This window comes from Kitasatospora sp. NPDC101447 (assembly GCF_044767225.1).
Taxonomy (GTDB): domain Bacteria; phylum Actinomycetota; class Actinomycetes; order Streptomycetales; family Streptomycetaceae; genus Kitasatospora.
Window position 1 is genome coordinate 29,390 of sequence record NZ_JBIWNL010000056.1, and the last position, 18,629, is coordinate 48,018.

The window sequence follows — 18,629 nt, forward strand, 5'->3', positions numbered from 1 at the left end:
GGGGGGGGCCGGGGCCCGGGCCCCCCCCCCGCCCCGCGGGGGGGCCCCCGCCCCCCGGGGCCCCCCCCCCCCGCGTGCCCCCGCTACCCGCTACCCGCTACCCGCTACCCGCGAGCCGCCGGGAGCGCGATCTCGAAGCAGCAGCCCCCGGCGACGTTGCGCACCCCGGCGCGGCCGGCGTGAGCCTCGACGATGCCGCGGACGATGGCCAGCCCGAGGCCGGCTCCGCTGTCCCCGCCCTCACCGGGATCGCGCCGCGGCGTCCGGGCGGTGCTGCCGCGCCAGCCGGTCTCGAACACGCGGTGGAGGTCCTGCTCCGGGATGCCCCCGCAGCCGTCGGTGACCGAGAGGACCACCTCGTCGACCTCCCGGCGGGCCGAGACGGCGACGACGCCGTCCGCGGGCGTCGACCGGATCGCGTTGACGAGGAGGTTGCCCAGGACCCGGGTGATCTCGCGGCTGTCCACCTCGACCGGTTCGGCGGCGACCTGACCGCCTTCCAGACGGACGCCGCGCTGGCGGGCCAGCGGATGGGCGCCGGCCAGCGCGTCGTCGACCAGGTCGTAGACGGACACCCGGGACACCGAGAGGGACAGCGCACCGGCCTGGATGCGGGAGAGCTCGAAGAGGTCGTCGACCATCCCGGTGAGCCGCTCCACCTCGGTACGGATCCGCCCGAGGTAGTGCTCCGGTTCGTCGACCACCCCGTCCTCCAGGGCCTCGGCCATCGCGCGCAGCCCGGCGAGCGGCGTACGCAGGTCGTGGGAGATCCAGGCGATCAGCTCGCGCCGTGAGGCGTCCAGCGCCTGCTCCCGGGCACGCGACTCGGCGAGCCGGGCACTGGTGGCGGCGAGCTCCTCGCTCAGCTGGGCCAGTTCGAGTCCGAGGGGATGCGCGGGGGCGGTGAATCCGGCGTCGCTCCCGACGGTGCGGGCGGCCTCGGTCAGGGCGCGGCTGCCGGCCACGACCTGGCGTCCGAGCAGGGCGGCCGTGAGCAGCGAGACCACGGACGCCATGCCGAGGACCGTGATCACCACGCCGAGGTCGTGTCCGGAGAGGAACATTGCCTGGGCGACGGCGAACGTGCCGGAGGTGACGGCGAGCACGGTGACGGCGGCGACGCAGAAGAGCGAGAGGGCCATCGAGCGGCGGCGCAGCAGCCGTACGGCGACCCAGCCGAGCAGGCCGGCGCCGGTGGCGCCGAGCCCCGCGAACAGGGCGATCAGCAGCAGGTCCTTCACGCGGGGCCGTCCTTGTCGTCCGTCACGGGGTCGTAGCGGTAGCCGACGCCCCAGACCGTGGTGATCAGCGTGGGTGCGGCGGGGTCGTCCTCGATCTTCTCGCGCAGCCGGCGCACGTGGACGGTGACGGTGGACAGGTCGCCGAAGTCCCAGCCCCAGACCCGCTGCATCAGCTCCTGGCGGGAGAAGACCGCCCGGGGGTGCCGGAGGAAGAACGCGAGCAGGTCGAACTCCCGTAGGGTGAGGAGGAGTTCGTTCCCTCCCCGGTGCGCCCGGCGGGCCTGCGGGTCCAGGGTGACGTCCCCGGACGCCAGCGGCGCGAGGGCCGACGCCGTCGGCGCGGCGGCGCGCGAGCGGCGCAGGACGGACTGGACGCGCAGGACGAGTTCGCGCGGGGAGAAGGGCTTGGTGACGTAGTCGTCCGCGCCCAGTTCCAGGCCGAGGATGCGGTCGGCCTCGTCGCCCTTGGCGGTGAGCAGGACGACCGGGAGGTCGGCGCCGTCCTCGGAGGCGCGCAGTCTGCGCAGGATCTCCAGTCCGTCGATCCCGGGGAGCATGAGGTCCAGGACCAGGAGGTCGGGGCGGTGGGCGCGGGCCAGGTCCAGGCCCTGGCGGCCGTCGCAGGCCCGGTCGACCAGGTGGCCGGCCCGGGTGAGGTAGCCGGCGACGACCTCGCCGACGGTGAGGTCGTCGTCGATCACCAGGATGCGGGCCGGGTCCGGTGACGCGGCGGAGGCGGGGCTGTCGTTCACCTCGCCGAGGATACGAGCCGTGGCCGGGGCAGAGTGCCCCGCCGGGGTCGACGTTCGTGTTCCGTAAGATCGCGGCGCCTGCGGAACGCCGCCCCTGCGGACGTCAGGACGACGGGACGGGGGACGACGGGACGGGGGACGACGGGACGACGGGAGGACGGGACGGCGGGAGGACGTAGGACTTTCGTAAGGGCGCGGTTCGGCCGCCACGGGCCCGCCCGCGCTTAGCGTGGCCGACGTGATCTCTCCGACTCCCTCCCCTCCTTCTTCCTCGTCGCCGCCCGTCGACGTGGTCCTGCCGTGCCTCGACGAGGCCGGGGCCCTGCCCTGGGTGCTGGGCCGGCTGCCCGTCGGCTGGCGCGCGATCGTCGTCGACAACGGCTCCCGTGACGGCTCGGCCGACCTGGCGCGCTCGCTGGGCGCGACGGTCGTCGAGGAGCCGCGGCGCGGCTTCGGCGCCGCCTGCCACGCCGGGCTGCTGGCCGCGACCGCCGAGCTGGTCTGCTTCATGGACTGCGACGGCTCGCTGGATCCCGCCCAGCTGCCGCGCGTCGCCGCGCCCGTCCTCGCGGGCTCGGCGGACCTGGTGCTCGGCCGGCGTCGCCCCGCGGCCCGCGGGGCGTGGCCGCTGCACGCCCGCCTGGCCAATGCCGCGCTGGCCCGCCGGCTGCGGGCGAGGACGGGAGCACCGCTGCACGACCTCGGCCCGATGCGGGCCGCCCGCCGTGACCGGCTGCTGGCGCTGGGCCTGGGCGACCGCCGCTCCGGCTACCCCCTGGAGATGGTGCTCGCCGCGTCGGCGGCCGGGATGCGGATCACCGAGACGCCCGTCGACTACCTGCCGCGCACGGGTCGTTCCAAGGTCACCGGTACCGTGCGCGGCACCCGGCAGGCCGTCCGCGACATGCGCGCCGTCCTGGCCGCGCCGCCGCCGACCCTCCTGGTGATCGCCAAGTCGCCGGTCCCGGGGCGCGTCAAGACCCGGCTCACCCCGCCGTGCACGCCCGAGCAGGCGGCGGCGCTGGCCGAGGCCGCACTCACCGACACCCTCACCGCCCTCTCCCGGATGCCGGCCGGACGGCGGCTGCTCGTCCTGGACGGTGACGTCGGCCCCTGGCTGCCGCCCGGCTGGGACGTCGTGCCGCAGTCGGACGGCGGGCTGGACGTCCGGCTCGCGGCCGCCTTCGCGCACGCCGCGCGGACCGCCCCGGACGCGCCCGCCCTGCTGGTGGGCATGGACACCCCGCAGCTGGACGCCGCACTCCTCGCCGAGGCCCTGTCACCCGCCCGGCGTACGGGCGTCGACGCCTGGTACGGGCCGGCCGACGACGGCGGGTTCTGGGCGCTCGGGCTGGCGAAGCCGACCGAGCGGCTGGCCGGGCGGCTGCTGCCGGGCGTGCCGATGTCCACGCCGGACACCGGACGGGCCCTGCTCGACCGGCTGGCGGCGGAGGGCCTGACGGTCGGCCGACTCCCGCTGGTCACCGACGTGGACACCATCGGGGACGCGCGGCACGTCGCCGCCGAGGCCCCGGAGAGCAGGTTCGCGGCCTGCCTCCGGTCGATCGCGACCGCGCAGGAGGTGACCGGGTGACCGTCGCCACCGAGGCGTGGGTGGACGACCCGTTCGCCGAGGCCGTCCGCGTCGGCCGGGGCCCGCTGTGGCTCCGGCGCGAGGACGGCCGCCGGATCCCGCTGGACGTCGCACGCTGGTGCGCACCCGCCGCCGGGGCGGACCACGGGCTGCTTGTGCGCTGCACCCGGCTGACCGCGCCGGTGGTGGACCTCGGCTGCGGCCCCGGACGCCTCGTCGCGGCCCTGCTCGGCCTGGGCGTACCGGCACTGGGCGTCGACGTCACCGGAGCGGCGGTGGCCCGGACCCGCAGCCTCGGCGGGCCCGCCCTGCGCCGGTCGGTCTTCGACCGGCTGCCCGCCGAGGGCCGGTGGGGTGGTGCGCTGCTCGCCGACGGCAACCTCGGCATCGGCGGCGACCCCGGGCGGTTGCTCGCCCGGAGCGCCGAACTGCTCGCCCCGGACGGCGTGTTGCTGGTCGAGGTGGAGCCGGGGGAGGTCGACGAACGGGCCACCGTCCGGGTCGAAGGCGCGGACGGACGGGTCGGACCGCCCTTCGACTGGGCCCGCTGCGGTGCGACGGCCACGGCCTGGCGCGCCGGCCGGGCGGGGCTCGTCGAGACCGAGCGCTGGACCTCCCACGGCCGCCACTTCCTCGCCTTCCGGAAGGCGGTCCGCCCCCGCTGACGGGGCGCGCCGCCGGTGCTACTCCCGCACCGCCTGCTTCACCTGCGCAGGCTGCCTCTCCCGCACCGCCTGCTCCTCCCGCACCGCCTGCTCCTCCCGTACCGCCGCGGGCTCCTCGTGCGGCCACTGGGGGTGCTCCCGCTCGGCCCAGCGCCGGTCGACCAGCCCGGTCCGCATCCCGCGCCGGGACTCCGGGTCCCGCAGGGCCATCCGGACGTGTCCGAGGGTGACCACGGCGACGGCCGCGGCGAGCCAGTCGTGGACGAAGGTCGCGCCCGTCCGCCACGTCGCCGGTGCCAGGTGGGTGAGCCACATCGCCAGGCCCGTACCGAGGAGCACCAGCATCGCACCGAGCGTCCACTGCGCGTAGAGCTTCTGCCCGGCGTTGAACTTCCCCGCCGGACGGTGCTCTGCACGCCGACGCACGGCGCGCAGCCAGGCCCGGTCCACCGGATGGAAACGGCTCAGCCTCGACACGTCCGCCCGGACCGCCCGGAAGGCCAGCCCGAGCAGCAGGGGTACCGGCAGTGCCAGGCCGCACCACACGTGCACGGTGACGACGAGCCGCCGGCGCCCGACCAGCTCGGCCAGCGGCGCGAGGTAGAGGCAGGCGGCGGTGGCCAGGCAGGTCAGCATCAGGGCGGCGGTGGCGCGGTGCACCCAGCGCTCGGCGCGGCTGAAGCGGAGCACGCGGTCAGGCGGTCGGTGCATCGTCACGTCCGTTCGAGCGGCCGACCCAGGCATCGATGTCGTAGCCGTTCTGCTCCCAGTAGCCCGGCTCCACGGTGCGGGTCACGGTGATCCCGGACAGCCACTTGGCCGACTTGTAGAAGTACATCGGCGCCACGTACAGCCGCACCGGGCCGCCGTGGGCGTGCGTGATCGGGGCGTCCTGGAGCTTGAGCGCGACCACCACGTCGTCGCGGCGGGCCTGTTCCAGGGTGAGGCTCTCGGTGTACTCGCCGTCGAAGCAGCTGAACCGCACCGCGCCGGCGCCGGCCCTGACCCCGGCGGCATCGAGCAGGTGGGCCAGCGGCACGCCCTCGAACGGGGTGTCCGGCACCCGCCACCCGGTCACGCACTGGACGTCCCGCACGATCCGGCGCTGCGGCATGGCCTGGAGGTCGGCCAGGCGGTAGCTGCCGGGGCGGTCCACCAGGCCGTCCACCGTCAGGGTGTACGTGTCCGGGCCCCGGGTCGGAACCGAGGCGACCACGGAGTAGTACCGGAAGCCACTGCCGCCGGGCAGCAGGCCGGTGAGGCCCGTCGGGTCCTTGCCGGCCACGGCCTCCTGCGCCCGCTGGAGGTACGGACCGGCCGCGACTCCGGCCGCGCCGAGCCCGAGCAGCCCCAGCACCACCCTGCGGCCGACGGGTGTCCCCCGGCCCTCTTCGATCTGTTCGTTCACGCCACCGATTCGACCAGCCGGGCGGCGGGACGGACAGGGCCGGCGCCGGTTCGTCAGACTTCCGTCACTTCTCGGCGCCCACCGCCACGGACGCCCGTCCGGCGTGGCGCTGCCGCAGCAGCGGGACCAGGAGGACGACGCACAGGGCCGCCCCGTAGGAGAGCTGCTGCGCCGTCTGGCCTCCCGTCAGGTAGAGCGCCTGCCCGGCGGCCGGGACGGCCAGCCACTCCCAGCGGCCGTCGAGTGCGACCAGTGCGACCACCAGCAGCCCGTACCAGGGGTAGGAGGGGGCGACGAGCAGCAGCGCCGTGCCCGTCACCAGGAGCGCGCCGGCCCACGGCCGGTGCGGGTCTCCCCGGCGCAGGACCAGGACCACCACCGCCGTGAGGACCAGGGCCGCCGCCCACGGCAGGAGGGGGTCGGGCAGCAGCAGCCGGAGCAGTCCGAACCGGTCGATGTGTCCCTGTTCGTAGCCCTCCTCCCGCAGGTAGCCCGGCAGGTAGCCCAGGACGGAGGTGCCCGAGGCCACCACGTACGGGAGGTAGGACAGGGCGAAGGCTCCGAGCGCGGATCCGACGAGCAGGACGTCGTCGCGGGTCGGACGCCGGGCCAGCAGACCCGACAGCGCCCCCGGCAGGGCCAGGGCCGGCAGCAGCTTGGCCGCGACGGCGCCGCCCAGCAGCAGCCCCGCGCGGAGCGCCTGCCTGTCCCCGCGGAGCCCCCGCCCGTCCCCGCCGAGCGCCCGCCCGCGCGCCGCGCAGCCGAGCCCGGCGACGGTGAGCAGCACGCCGAGCGTGTCCACGTGCGCGTCGTTGACCGCCCACACCGTCACGCCGGGGAACCACCCCCACAGCGCGGCCCGCCACTTCTGCCGCCCCACCCGCAGCAGGAGCCCGGTGGTCGCCACCGCGAGCACCGCCCCGCCGACCTGCACCCCACGCACCCCGCCGCCGAACGGGTGCACCGCGGCGAACCACGCCTGCGCCACGGGTGGGTAGACGGTGTGCACGGCCGGCCGGTTGATCCGGGTGCAGTCCCCGGCCGCGGTGCGCCGCTCGTCCCAGCCCGTGCACCCGTCCCCCTCCGGGAAGAGCCCCGGATCGCGCAGCCGCGCCAGCGCCGGATCGTCCGGGGTGTGGGCGTAGGGCGAGATCCCGGCGGCCTGGACCCGGCCGTCCCAGACGTAGCGGTAGGCGTCGTCGCTGGTCCGCGGCGGCGCCAGCAGTCCGACGGCGGCCACGGCGACGCCACCGGCCAGGACCAGCGGCACGACCCGGTCGCCGGGCACTTCGCGCAGCAGCAGTACGGCGGCGACGAACAGGGCGACGTCGAGGAGGTACCAGCCGGGGAGCGGGAGGACGCCGCTGCGGGCGACGGTCAGCGCCAGGGCGGTGACCAGGGCGGCAAGGGCGAGGAGACAGCGGAGGACGGTACGGGAGATCACGTCGCCCACCCTCCCACCGGCCCGCCTCCCAACCCCCGGTGGCGCCCGCGACGTTCGGATTCCGTAAGCACGTCGGAGCACCTGTCGGTGGTCCCGGGGCGCTTCGATGGACGGGTGGAAACCGAACCCGCCGACTCCGGCACTCCGGCCCCCCGCCGCCGCTACGACCCCCCGCTGCCCGCGCCCCCCGCGTTCCTGCGGCGCGGGCCGCTGCGCGAGGGGGCGTTCACCTCACCGCTGCACGAACCGCGGACCGTGGTCGTCGTCGGCCGCTGGCTGGGGGTGGCCCTCCTGGTGTGCTTCCTGACCGGTCTGACCAGCCATCTGCTCCAGGACCCGCCCGGCTGGCTCGCGCCGCACCTGCCCGCACGGCCGGTGAACGGCTACCGGGTCACCCAGGGCCTGCACGTGATCAGCGGCCTGGCCGCGATCCCGTTGGCCGGCGCGAAGCTGTGGGCGGTCTACCCGCGGCTGTTCGAGTGGCCGCCGGCGCGCAGCGTGCTGCACGCCCTGGAACGGCTCGGCATCGCCCTGCTGGTGGCGGCCGTCCTGCTGGAACTGTTCACCGGCCTGCTGAACACCCTGCAGTGGTACCCGTGGCCGTTCCCGTTCCGGCAGACCCACTTCTGGCTCGGCTGGCTGGCCACCGGCGGACTGCTGGTCCACCTGGCCGTCAAGGCACCGCTCATCGCCGCGCACTGGTGGCGCCGGGCCGCTCCGGCCCTGGCGCAGCGCCGCGCGTTCCTCGCGGCGACCACCGCCGCCGTCGGCGCCGTCACCCTGGTGACCGCCGGGCAGAGCGTGCCCTGGCTGCGGTCCCTGGACCTGCTGGCCCCGCGCCGCCCCGACATCGGCCCCCAGGGCCTGCCGGTGAACCGCACCGCCGCCCAGGCCGGCACGGTGACGGTGCCCGCCGACTGGCGGCTGCGGGTGGACGGGCCGCAGCCGTACGAGCTCACCCTTGCGGAGCTCGGCGAACTCCCGCAGCACTCGGTGGAGTTGCCGATCGCCTGTGTGGAGGGCTGGAGCGCGTCGGCCCGGTGGACCGGGGTCCGGCTGACCGACCTGGTGCGGCGTGCCGGAGCCCCGCCCGGCTCGGCGGTGCGGGTCACGTCGTTGGAGGCCTCGGGGCCGTACCGGGTGATGGAGATGCCCGCGACGTACGTGGACGATCCGCTCAGTCTGCTCGCCCTGCGCGTCAACGGCGAAGTCCTGGCGGCGGACCACGGGTTCCCCGCGCGCGTGATCGCGCCGAACCGGCCCGGTGTCCTGCAGACCAAGTGGGTCGCACGCGTCGAGGTGATCGCATGACCACCGGCGTCCGTGCCGCCCGTGCTGCCCGTGCTGTCCGGGCTCTGCGCATCGTCCGTGCGCTGCTGCTGGCGGCCGGCCTCGCCGTGATCGGTTACGGCCTGTCCGGGCTGCTCGGTGACCCGTACATCACCGACCCGTCGGATGTCCTGGTCTGGGCGGTCGGCGGGCTGGTGATCCACGACGGGCTGTGGGTGCCGCTGCTGTGCGTGCTGGGCGCGTTCGTGGTCCGCGGTCCCGTGCTGCGCGGCTGGCTCTTCGTCGCGGCGGCCGTCACCGCCGTTGGCCTGCCGGCCGTCCTGCGGGCCGACGAGGACCACGGCAACCCGTCGGTGCTGCCACTGCCCTACCTGCGCAACTGGCTGCTGGTGCTGGCCGCCACCGCCGGCGTCGCGCTGCTGGTCGCGTTCGCCGGGCGGTGGCGGCGCCGGGACCGGGCCCCCGGACGCCGGGGCCCGGCCCTCGGGCGCCGGGATCGGGCCGTCAGGCGCCGGGAACCCCGGGGAGGCCGGTCGTGAGACCGTCCAGCGCGTGCGGGCAGGCGCACTCGCGCAGGAGCGGCAGCCGCTCCAGCGCCTTGAACAGGACGGTGCGCAGCCGGTCGACGTTGCGGGCGAACGCCTCCAGCACCTCGCCGTGGGTGACGCCCTCGCCGCTCTCCACCCCGGCGTCGAGGTCGGTGACCAGGGCCACCGAGCTGTAGCAGAGACCGAGTTCACGGGCGAGCACGGCCTCCGGGTGGCCCGTCATGCCGACCGCCGACCAGCCGTTGGCGGTGAACCAGCGGGACTCGGCGCGGGTGGAGAAGCGTGGGCCCTCGATCACCACCAGGGTCCCGCCGTCCACCGGCTCCCAGGCGGCCTCCCGGGCGGCGTCCATCGCCGCCCGCCGCCCGGCCGGGCAGTACGGGTCGGCCATCGACACGTGCACCACCTCGGGCACCGTGCCGTCCGGGAGCGGCAGGCCGTCGTAGAAGGTCTGCACCCGCCCCGAGGTCCGGTCGACGAACTGGTCGGGCACCAGCAGGGTGCCCGGCCCGTACTCCGGGCGCAGCCCGCCCACCGCGCACGGCGCCACCACCTGCCGCACCCCCAGCGCGTGCAGCGCCCACAGGTTGGCCCGGTAATTGATCCGGTGCGGGGGCAGTCGGTGGCCGCGCCCGTGCCGGGGCAGGAAGGCGACCCGGCGGCCGGCCACCTCGCCCAGGAACAGCGCGTCGCTCGGTTCGCCGTACGGCGTCTCCACCCGCACCTCGGTCACGTCGTCCAGCAGCGCGTAGAGCCCGGAGCCACCGATCACACCCAGCTCGGCGCTCGGCGGGACGTCCTGGTCGACCGTCATCCCGGTCCACCTCTCTTCTCGGGAACAACCTCCCCGTCACTGTAGGAACGGACCGTGCCGGAAGCCGGGACCCCGGACCTTACGGATCGCGAACGTCCGTGGACCGCGTCCGCGCCAGCGGGACCCGGCCCGGGGGCCCGGTGGGCCGTAGTACCGGGGTGCCGGTGCGACCGTGAGGTTCCGCCCGGGGTGCCGCGGTCTGCCGCGGCCCTGCCGCTAACGTGAAGATCAGGACGGCCGGTCGGCCACCGGGTCGACCGTCCCACCGAGGCCTCGGCCGGACGTTCCGGCGCCCCGCGGCCGTCCCTGCTTGCGACCGGCACCACCGTCGACGGCACACGGAGGGTGGCATGGACACCACATTGTTCCCCGCTGCAAACGCCGCGCACTCTGCACACGCCGCGAACACGGCGACCGCTGCGAACGGCCGCGGGCTCGTCCGGGCCGTCCGGGCGCCCGGCCCCACGGTCACGCCCGCCCCGTGGGTGACGCACCACACGTCGCCGACTCCGACGACGACCGCGCCGCCCGCGGGCCGGCCCGCGCCGGGCTCGACGACGGTGGCCGACTGGACCCGCAGGGCGTCGTCGTCACCGTGGTGCGCCTGCCCGTGCGCCTCGCCGGTCGGGGCCTCCACGGCCGGTGCCTCCGCAGCATTCGAACGGCCTCGTCGAACTCGCCGGGGCCGACCTGCGTGATCAAGCCAGCCTTCCCGGCGGGGAAGGCCGGCCGTGCTCCGCGATCGTCACCGTAGCGCGTCGACCGGAGCGCGGTCCCACCAGTGGATCTTGCTGCGCTCCACGCTCCGCCCCGCACGCCCTGCCGGGACGCCCGCCGCTCCGGCGAGCATGAACGGGCCGACGTCGCTCGGTCCGAGGCGGAATCCACGGCGCAGTGGCACCGGTGCTGCGGCCGGGGGCCGCCCGCTCGGGACGGACCTCGCCGAGGTCGGCGCCGGACGACACATTCCGGCCACCCTGCACGGAGGGCTTCTTGACGGTGTGTCAGTGTCCGGTCAATCGTGTGCTCACCGTACCCCGGCACCCCGCCGACCCGACCCGGGCCGGGCCGGGTGGTGCCCGGATCGTCCACGGCCGTTCCGCGATCCGACCCTCCGCACCCGAGATCTCTTGAGGAGACTCCTTGTCCGCCGAGCACCACCTGCTCAAGGTCTACAGCGACCGCACCTACGTCCACACCACCACGGTCCGGCACCAGGGCACCACGGTGGCCCTGGCCATGGACGACCAGCGGCGGATCGTCTACGGCGTGCTGGACCTGTCCCGGCACGACGACGCCAAGGGCGAGCTGGACGCCGCCTACTGGTCGGAGAACCCGCTCCCGCTGCGCTTCCCCTCCGAGATCACGGAGACCGGCTACGCGGTCGCCGGGGCCACCGCGCTGCCGGTCGTCAAGAACGGCGGACGGGTCGAGGCGGCCGCCGGCGAGCGGCTGACCGAGGACGAACTGGACCCCTTCCTGTCCACCACGGCCAGGCTCACGGCCCCCGTCCCGTTCCACGCCCTGTCGGACGGCACCCACATCGTCGTGCTGCGGCAGTCGATCGGCGCCGACCACCCGGACGCCGTCCACCGGCTGGCCCCGGGCGGGTCCTCCGCCGATCGGGAGCGGGGCGACTACGCCACGGACGACACGGGCGCCAAGGTGCCGCTGGTGGCGGACACCCTCCTGTGCGACCGCTTCCTCCTCGTGGGCGGGGAGCTCAAGCCCGTCCTGGAGGCACGCTTCCGCCGCAGCCGGCACAAGACCCGGCCGGACTCGGCGAAGGACAGCCTGGGCACGACCGACATGGAAGGCCGTCCCTTCCACGAGCCGACGCAGCACCTGTCCTTCGTCCGGCGCCTGTCCGGTGGCCGCTTCACCGCCCTGCTCGTCCCCACCGCCGTGCACGGACAGCAGCGCTGGCAGATCTTCGCGCACAACGACGCCACCGGCCGCATCGACTCGTTCAGTGTCGAACAGGGCCGCGACGGTCTGTTCGACCTCCAGGGCACCCAGGCCTGGACCAGCCCCGACCCGGCCCACCGCGACGCCGTCTACGAGACCACCCCCGGCACCTGCCCGTTCACCGGGCAGCCGCTGGTCCCCGTGGTGAGCACCGAGGGCCACGCCGAGACCGCGCTGGCCTTCGGCCCGGGCCCGGCGCACGTCCGGGTCGCCGACGCCCCGGAGTTCGCCGGCCGCGACTTCACGGTCGAGTTCTGGGCCCGGCGTACGGCGACCGGCCAGGAGGAGTACTTCGTGGGCCACGGCGACGCCGCCGGCAGCGTCCACCACTCCCTGCACATCGGCTTCCGGAACGACGACCGCTTCACCTTCGCCTTCTTCGGCGACGACTTCAACACGGACGTCCGCGTCGCGGACACCGACTGGCACCACTGGGCCTGCGTGTTCGAGCACGCGACGCGCCGCCAGACCGTCTACCGCGACGGCGAGGCGGCCGCTGTCCGTACCGCCGACCGCCCCTACGCCGGGACCGGCCCGCTGTTCCTGGGCAAGGCCCTGTGGTTCGACGGCGTCCGGGCCGAGATGGACGAGGTGCGGATCTGGGACCGCGCCCGCACCGCCGAGGAGCTCAAGCGGGACAAGGGCGTCCGCCTGATCGGCAACGACCCGGGACTCGTCGCCTACTACCGCTTCGACGAGGGGTCCGGCACCCGTCTGCACGACCAGACCGACCACGCCCGGCACGGCGAACTCCTCGGCGGCCCACGGTGGGTGACGTCCGAGGCCCCCGTCGGCGACCACCCGGGCGTGCGCCGGGACAGCTTCGCCGTCGTCGGCCGGAAGGCCGTCTCGGGGCTGTCCGCCGTGCTCTACCACCAGCAGGAGGCCACCAGCTCGGGCTACGACAAGGATCCCAAGCCCGTGAAGCGCCAGGCCCGGGTGCTGCTCTCGTACGCGACCTCCGGGCCGGACCCGAAGTCCGGCGGGGCGACGGACGAGGCGTACCTGGCGACGGTCGACTTCGGAGTGGGGCGCGACGGGCGGCTCGCCGAGGTCCCGGACGAGCTGGAGCTGCCGGTGCTCGCCGCACCCGACGGCACCGCCGACGTCGAGACGATCAGCGAACTGGACGCCCGGATCCGCGAGCTGGTCCAGGACGTCACGGCCAAGGAGTCCGAGGCCGCCGACCTGGCCCGGCAGACCGCCGACGTGCCGGAGCTGGAGCGCCAGCGCGAGCTCTTCCACACGCGCTCCCAGGACATCACCGGCTGGGCCGTCCGGCTGCGCTTCAGGAACACCCGGGACGGCAAGCCGCAGTACCTCGCCGTGCAGGGCGACGGCACCGGCAACGAGACGCCGTTGGTGCGCACCTCCGATCCGCAGGCGAAGTCCGCGCTGTGGGCCTTCGTGATGCCCCCGGGGTCGTCCTGGAACGGCTCCATGCTCTACCACCTGCAGAACCTGAACGCGGGCAAGGACATGAACGTCGCCGGTGAGCGGCGGGACGACGACGCCCCGCTGATCCTCTGGCCGCGCCAGGCCGGGCACTGGAACACGCTCTTCGGCCTCTACGAGACCGGCGACGGGCTCGGCACCCTGGTCAACCGGTACAGCGAGCGGACGGTCTGCGCCCCCGACCGGCTCGGAGACCGTGTGGTCCAGTACGAGTCCGCCCCGGTCACCGAGTCCGGCGAGGGCCTGATCACCGTCGAGCGGGTCTCCCTCCACGACCTCGGACACCCCGACATCCGCGACGCGGTCCAGCGCGTGGCGGCACTCGACCGGCAGCTCGCCGAACTCCGGCCGCAGCGGGAGCTCCTGGAGCGGCGGCAGCGCGAGATCGCCGCCCACCAGGCCGAACTGACCGCGAAGCGGGAGGAGCTGGCCCGGCTCACCGGCGGTCTCAAGGGAGCGAACGACGTCGCCCTGCCCGTCCCGCGGCTCTCCCTGGACCGCACCGGCCTGAGCTGCTCCGGCGCCCTGCTGGCCTTCGCCCGGTCGGCGGACCGCCCGTACCTGCTCGACAGCGCCACCGGCAACGTCGTGCTGTACTTCCGCGGCTCCAACGGGCAGTTCTTCGCCGCCTACTACGACACCGCGGTCGCCCGCTCCTCCCGCCGCCTGACGGCGGGCAGCGGCACGGCGATCACCTTCACCGCCCGCGACGCCGGCACCCGGCTGGACCCGGTGCGCATCCGCATCACCCCGGGTGCCCGGCCCGAGCTGTGCGACCTCACCGTGGAGCACGGCGAGGAGGTCGAGACCTGGGAGCGGCTGCCCCGCCGTGCGGCGGACTTCGCCGCGATCGTCAACGGCGCGCCGGAGGAACCCGTCCGGATCGGCACGGTGCAGTCCTTCGACGCGACCCTCCGGCTGCTGTCCGGCGGCCGGGCCGGCGACGTCGCCGGCGGCGTGCTCCAGCTGGCCGAGCCCCTCCCCGCCGCCCTGCCGGCCGGGACGCCCGTCACCATCGGCGGCCACCTCTACCTGACGGAGGCCGACCACGCGCCGGGAACCGTCAAGGTGCGCCTGGACAGCGGCGAGGGCGGGCCCGAGCCCCGGCCGGGCGACGTCGTCCGGCGCCTGCGCTACGACCACCGGCGGGCCTCCGCCAACCGCCCCGGCAGCCCGCTCTCGGCCGGCTCCCGGCTGGTGCTCGCGGACCCCGAGGGGGCGCGCGAGATCCCCCTCGGCGAGGTGACGGACCTGGTCACCGGGCAGGGCTGCCGGTGGCGCGCGGACACCCCGGGCCGGGCCTACTCCTTCGACGGGCGGGCCGCCGTGCTCACCCTGCCGCAGGCGCAGCTGGACCAGGTGACGGCGCCCCGCGACCTGACCCTGGAGGCGTGGGTCAACCCCGAGCAGGTGTCCGGCGCCGCCAGGGTCATCCACGCCGGCACCGGCGACGCGCCGTACACCCTGGGCCTCCTCGCCCCGGCCGCCCCCGTCGTGCCCGCCCTCGCCTACGACGGCCGGAGCGGCGTCGCCGTGACCGAGCGCGGGTTCAGCCTCGCGAACCAGGACTTCACGGTGGAGTTCTGGGCGCGTCGCACGACCGCGTGGGACGGCCGGGCGCAGTACCTCGTCGGCCACGGCGCCTCGAACGGGACGGACAGGGGCAGCCTGCACATCGGCTTCCGCAAGACCAGCGACTTCACCTTCGCCTTCTACGGCGACGACCTCACCACCCCGTACGGGTACGACGACACCGACTGGCACCACTGGGCCTGCGTGTTCACGGCGGCCACCCGCGAGCAGGTGATCTACCGGGACGGCGTCGAGGAGGCCCGGCGCACCGCGAAGGGCACCTACAACGGCGACGGGCCGTTCAGCTTCGGCAGCCACTTTGCCGGCTGGGTGCCCGAGTACGCCGCCGTCGAGATGGACGAGGTCCGGCTCTGGGGCACCGCCCGGACCGCGGCACAGGTCCGGGAGCTGAAGAACCGGCGGCTGACCGGCACGGAGGCGGGGCTGACGGGCTACTGGCCGGCCGCCGACCCGCTCGACCGGGTGAACGGCAAGCCCGGTGTCCAGGACCGCTCCGGCCAGGAGCGGCACGTCGTCCTGCGCGGCGGGGTGGCCACGGCGGCGGCCCCCACCGCGCTCGACGCGGCGGCGGCGACGGACTACCGCGTCGTCGCCGGCGTCGGCGACCGGCTGGTGGCCACCCGCGCCACCTTCCCGCCGCACGAGTGGGTCCACCTCGCCGTCGCCTACGAGCAGTCCTGGGCGGTCGAACTGACCGACGGCGCGTACCTCGACGTGCCCGACGACGACGCCCTCGACATCACCGACGACCTCACCCTGGAGGTCTTCTGCCGCGTCGACGCCCTCGGCGCGCCCCAGGGCCTGGTGTCCAAGGGCCGCGCGGCCGACGGCGCCGGCGGCAGCGTCCCCTACCGGCTGCTCGTCCTGCCCGACGGCAGGCTGGAGTTCGGCTTCGAGGAGGCCGACGGCGCTCTGGTGCGGTTCACCTCCACCGAGGCCGTGCGCGCCGGCGCGTTCCACCGCCTCGCCGTCGTCCGCAAGAGCGGCCGGTCGATGCAGGAGCGCAAGGGCAGCAAGGAGATCACGGCCACCGGCGCCGACGGCAAGCCCGTCAGGCAGAACGTCGACCTGGTGGAGTCCGTCGACGTCCGGGACTGGCAGGACATCCGCTTCTTCATCGACGGCCGCGAGGCCGGCACCGCCCGCTACGAGGGGCCCGGCGCCCGGGGCAACTCCGGCACCCTGGACATCGGCTCGGCCCGCGAGGGCCTGCACACCCACGCCCTGACCGGTGTCGTCGCCGAGGTCCGGCTGTGGGGCACCGCGCGGGACGCGGCCCGGCTGGGCACCTCCGTCTCCGCGCGCGACCGCGGCCTGACCGCGCACTGGCGCTTCGAGGAGAACACGGGCAACACCGCCGCCGACAGCGCCGGCTCGCACACCGCGCGGCTGCGCGGCGCCCGCTGGACCCGCAACCCCGACCCGCGCGGCAGCCTCTTCCGCCTGTACCGCAACGGGGTCGCGGTGGCCTGCGACCCGCTGGAGGACGCGGCCTTCGCCGGCTACGGCGACCGGGCGTTCGCCCTCGGCGCGCGGCTCGACGGCGGCCGGGCCACCCAGGCGTTCCACGGCGTCCTGGAGGAGGTCCGGGTCTGGCGCACCGCCCGCACCCAGGAGCAGGTCCTCGACAACCTCTTCACCCGTCTCAAGGGCGAGAAGGAGGACCTGATCGGCTACTGGTCCTTCGACGACGCCTCCACCGACGGGAACGCCCGGCTCGTCCTGGACGAGGGCCTGCGCGGGAACCACCTGTCCCTGCCCGACGCCCCGGGCCGTCCCACCGCGGTGCTGTCCACCGCACCCGTCTCCAGCGACACCGCGCAGGTCCGGTCGGCGCTGGCGGCCATGCGCACGCCCTTCCACGAGCGGATCACCGGCGCCCCGGCCGTCGCCGAGTACGCCGACATGCAGTACTCGGCCAAGGGCGAGGCCTTCGGCGTGCTCAAGCGGGCCTACGCCTACCTCCGCGAAGGGCGCTGGCACCTGGTCACCGGCTACAAGGTCGGCAACCTGGTCAGCGAGTGGGTCGGCCAGGTGCAGTTCGACCCCCAGCTGGTCGGCTACGTCGAGGGCGCGCCGCCCGTACCGTCGGAGAACCTCACCCCCAACACCGTCGACCCCGACCGCTCCACCTACGACAGCGTCGCGTCGGTGGAGTTCACCGAGGCGCAGGAGGTCGTCCACTCCCTGTCGTCGGCCAAGGAGCGCAGCGTCGACGCGGCCTTCGGCTTCGCCCTGTCGAACGAGGTCGACATCGACATGTGGATGATCACCGCGCCCCTGGGCTTCGGCATCGCCAAGTCCATGGCCAAGGCCAAGGTGTCGGCGGGGGTGCGCGGCACCCTGGAGTTCTCCAACAGCTGGGCCGAGGAGACCGCCGTCTCCCAGGGCGAGAACACCACCCGCGCCCTGAAGGTGGAGCTCGCCGGCAGCTGGGAGGACCCGCTCAAGCCGCTCAACGCGGCGCTCGGCCGCCGCTACGTGCCCGCCAACACCGGCTTCGCCCTGGTCCAGTCGCAGACCGCGGACGTCTTCGCGCTGCGCCTGGCGCACAGCGGCGCGCTGGTCGCCTACCGGATCCAGCCCAACCCGGACATCCCCAAGGACTGGAACGTCATCCCCTTCCCCCTCAACCCCCGCTACACCAAGCAGGGCACGCTCGACGGCGCCGTCGGCTACGACGAGCACGGCAAGGTCCTCGACCCGGACTACCCCGGTGCCCGGGACAACGGCGAGTACAGCTACTACAAGCCGCGCGAGGCGTACGCGATCAAGCGCCGCATCCAGCGCGACCAGCAGCGGCTGCGCAGCTACTACGAGGCCGTCTCCACCGAGACGCACGCGCCCGACCCCACGGCCGAACGCGCGGGCCGGGTGCTCGGCGGCGCGATCGGGGGCGACGCCTCGCCCGCCCGCGGCCGGGACACCGCCGACAGCGCCACCGGAGCCGGCTTCTCCCGCCGCGACCTCGTCAACACCTACGTGTGGACGGCGGACGGCGGCTTCTTCGCCGAGACCACCGAGACCACCGACGCGGTGAGCGAGACGACCTCCGGCTCGTACTCGTTCTCCGGGTCCGTCGGCACCTCCGTCGGCACGTCCTTCGACGTCATGGGCGTCGGCGTCAACGCCCAGCTCGACGCCTCCATCGGCGGCGGCATGACCGCGACGAGGGCCCGGGGCAGGCAGGCCACCCGCTCCTTCGGGCTGAACGTGGCCTGCGCGCCCTCCGGGAACCTCCAGAAGTACGACACCGGCCGCAAGCCCGTCTACGACGCCGACGGCAACCCCGTCAACGCCCCGGGCAAGGTCGACGCGTACCGGTTCCTCAGCTTCTACCTCGGCGAGGACACCGAGCACTTCGACGCCTTCTTCCACAAGGTCGTCGACCCGCGCTGGCTGGACAACGGCACCGACCCGAACGCGAGCGCACTGCGCGAGGTCCGCCGGACCGACCGCAAGCCCCCGTGCTGGCGGGTCATGCACCGGGTCACCTTCGTCAGCCGACTGCTTCCGCCCGTACCGCCGGTCGGTGCCCCGCCGCTCCAGCGCACCATGCGGGAGCTCGACCTGGGCAGCAACTACGAGCTCGTCCGGCGCCTCGACCCGTACGTCAGGGCCGCGGCCACCGGCCGCACCGAACTCGGCGACGCCGTGCGCACCGCCCTGTCCACCCACCTGCCGCAGCTGACCCCGCACGCCGGGGAGGTGGTCGAGTTCCTCGCGCAGTACTACGGCGTGGAGGACTGACGGTCGCGGGACGGGGGGGGGGGGGGGGGGGGGGGGGGGGGGGGGGGGGGGGGGGGGGCGCCGGCGCCCCGGGGGGGGGGGGGGCGCGGGGGGGGGGGCGGCCGCGC

11 protein-coding genes and 1 pseudogene are annotated in these 18,629 nt (G+C 75.1%); 6 read left to right on the plus strand and 6 right to left on the minus strand.

Going from position 1 to position 18,629, the window contains the following annotated elements:
- Positions 1-104: 104 nt before the first annotated feature.
- Together ACIRST_RS40185 and ACIRST_RS40190 are read right to left on the minus strand one after the other, a co-directional pair.
- Positions 105-1,241: a sensor histidine kinase gene (locus tag ACIRST_RS40185; RefSeq protein WP_396548186.1), complete on the minus strand. Its 1,137-nt coding sequence runs from the start codon at positions 1,239-1,241 to the stop codon at positions 105-107.
- Positions 1,238-1,993 (minus strand): response regulator transcription factor, encoded by a 756-nt coding sequence (locus ACIRST_RS40190; protein ID WP_402809274.1) that lies wholly within the window; start codon positions 1,991-1,993, stop codon positions 1,238-1,240. The genes ACIRST_RS40185 and ACIRST_RS40190 overlap by 4 nt, the downstream gene beginning before the upstream one ends.
- Before the next feature lie 238 nt (positions 1,994-2,231).
- Between ACIRST_RS40190 and ACIRST_RS40195 the strand changes: the two are divergent.
- The 3 genes and pseudogenes from ACIRST_RS40195 to ACIRST_RS40205 form a co-directional block, all read left to right on the plus strand.
- Positions 2,232-2,924, plus strand: a pseudogene (locus tag ACIRST_RS40195) (glycosyltransferase family 2 protein); the annotation flags it as partial.
- Positions 2,925-3,059: 135 nt separating this feature from the next.
- Positions 3,060-3,587 (plus strand): DUF2064 domain-containing protein, encoded by a 528-nt coding sequence (locus ACIRST_RS40200; protein WP_402809294.1) that lies wholly within the window; start codon positions 3,060-3,062, stop codon positions 3,585-3,587.
- On the plus strand, positions 3,584-4,252 hold the full coding sequence (locus ACIRST_RS40205) for an SAM-dependent methyltransferase (protein WP_402809277.1): 669 nt from the start codon (positions 3,584-3,586) through the stop codon (positions 4,250-4,252). The genes ACIRST_RS40200 and ACIRST_RS40205 overlap by 4 nt, the downstream gene beginning before the upstream one ends.
- 18 nt (positions 4,253-4,270) lie before the next feature.
- Here ACIRST_RS40205 and ACIRST_RS40210 read toward each other — a convergent pair whose 3' ends face one another.
- The 3 genes from ACIRST_RS40210 to ACIRST_RS40220 all read right to left on the minus strand — a co-directional run bounded on the left by ACIRST_RS40210 (position 4,271) and on the right by ACIRST_RS40220 (position 7,104).
- Positions 4,271-4,963 (minus strand): cytochrome b/b6 domain-containing protein, encoded by a 693-nt coding sequence (locus ACIRST_RS40210; RefSeq protein ID WP_402809280.1) that lies wholly within the window; start codon positions 4,961-4,963, stop codon positions 4,271-4,273.
- Positions 4,947-5,660 carry a molybdopterin-dependent oxidoreductase gene (locus ACIRST_RS40215; protein WP_350520793.1) on the minus strand — a complete coding sequence of 238 codons (714 nt, stop codon included), beginning with the start codon at positions 5,658-5,660 and terminating at the stop codon, positions 4,947-4,949. The genes ACIRST_RS40210 and ACIRST_RS40215 overlap by 17 nt, the downstream gene beginning before the upstream one ends.
- A 64-nt stretch (positions 5,661-5,724) precedes the next feature.
- Positions 5,725-7,104 (minus strand): hypothetical protein, encoded by a 1,380-nt coding sequence (locus tag ACIRST_RS40220; RefSeq protein WP_402809282.1) that lies wholly within the window; start codon positions 7,102-7,104, stop codon positions 5,725-5,727.
- 195 nt (positions 7,105-7,299) lie between these two features.
- Here ACIRST_RS40220 and ACIRST_RS40225 point away from each other — a divergent pair, with 195 nt between their 5' ends.
- Both ACIRST_RS40225 and ACIRST_RS40230 read left to right on the plus strand, forming a co-directional pair.
- A complete protein-coding gene (locus ACIRST_RS40225; RefSeq protein ID WP_402809296.1) occupies positions 7,300-8,415 on the plus strand; it encodes a molybdopterin-dependent oxidoreductase in 1,116 nt (371 codons plus the stop codon).
- Entirely contained in the window at positions 8,412-8,933 is a 522-nt protein-coding gene (locus ACIRST_RS40230) for a hypothetical protein (protein ID WP_402809285.1), read from the plus strand. The genes ACIRST_RS40225 and ACIRST_RS40230 overlap by 4 nt, the downstream gene beginning before the upstream one ends.
- Here the strand turns inward: ACIRST_RS40230 and ACIRST_RS40235 are convergent.
- Positions 8,899-9,756, minus strand: coding sequence for an S-methyl-5'-thioadenosine phosphorylase (locus ACIRST_RS40235; RefSeq protein ID WP_402809288.1), 858 nt, complete (start codon positions 9,754-9,756; stop codon positions 8,899-8,901). The genes ACIRST_RS40230 and ACIRST_RS40235 overlap by 35 nt on opposite strands.
- Before the next feature lie 1,143 nt (positions 9,757-10,899).
- On the opposite strand from ACIRST_RS40235, the gene ACIRST_RS40240 reads away from it, so the two are divergent.
- Entirely contained in the window at positions 10,900-18,522 is a 7,623-nt protein-coding gene (locus ACIRST_RS40240; RefSeq protein ID WP_402809291.1) for a LamG-like jellyroll fold domain-containing protein, read from the plus strand.
- The last annotated feature ends 107 nt before the right edge of the window (positions 18,523-18,629 follow it).

What these genes read in the sequence shown, in the direction of transcription:
- ACIRST_RS40200 (WP_402809294.1), top strand. Translation starts at nt 3,060, where the DNA reads ATGCCGGCCGGACGGCGGCTGCTCGTCCTGGACGGTGACGTCGGCCCC.
- ACIRST_RS40230 (WP_402809285.1), top strand. Translation starts at nt 8,412, where the DNA reads ATGACCACCGGCGTCCGTGCCGCCCGTGCTGCCCGTGCTGTCCGGGCT.
- ACIRST_RS40235 (WP_402809288.1), bottom strand. Translation starts at nt 9,756, where the DNA reads ATGACGGTCGACCAGGACGTCCCGCCGAGCGCCGAGCTGGGTGTGATC.
- ACIRST_RS40210 (WP_402809280.1), bottom strand. Translation starts at nt 4,963, where the DNA reads ATGCACCGACCGCCTGACCGCGTGCTCCGCTTCAGCCGCGCCGAGCGC.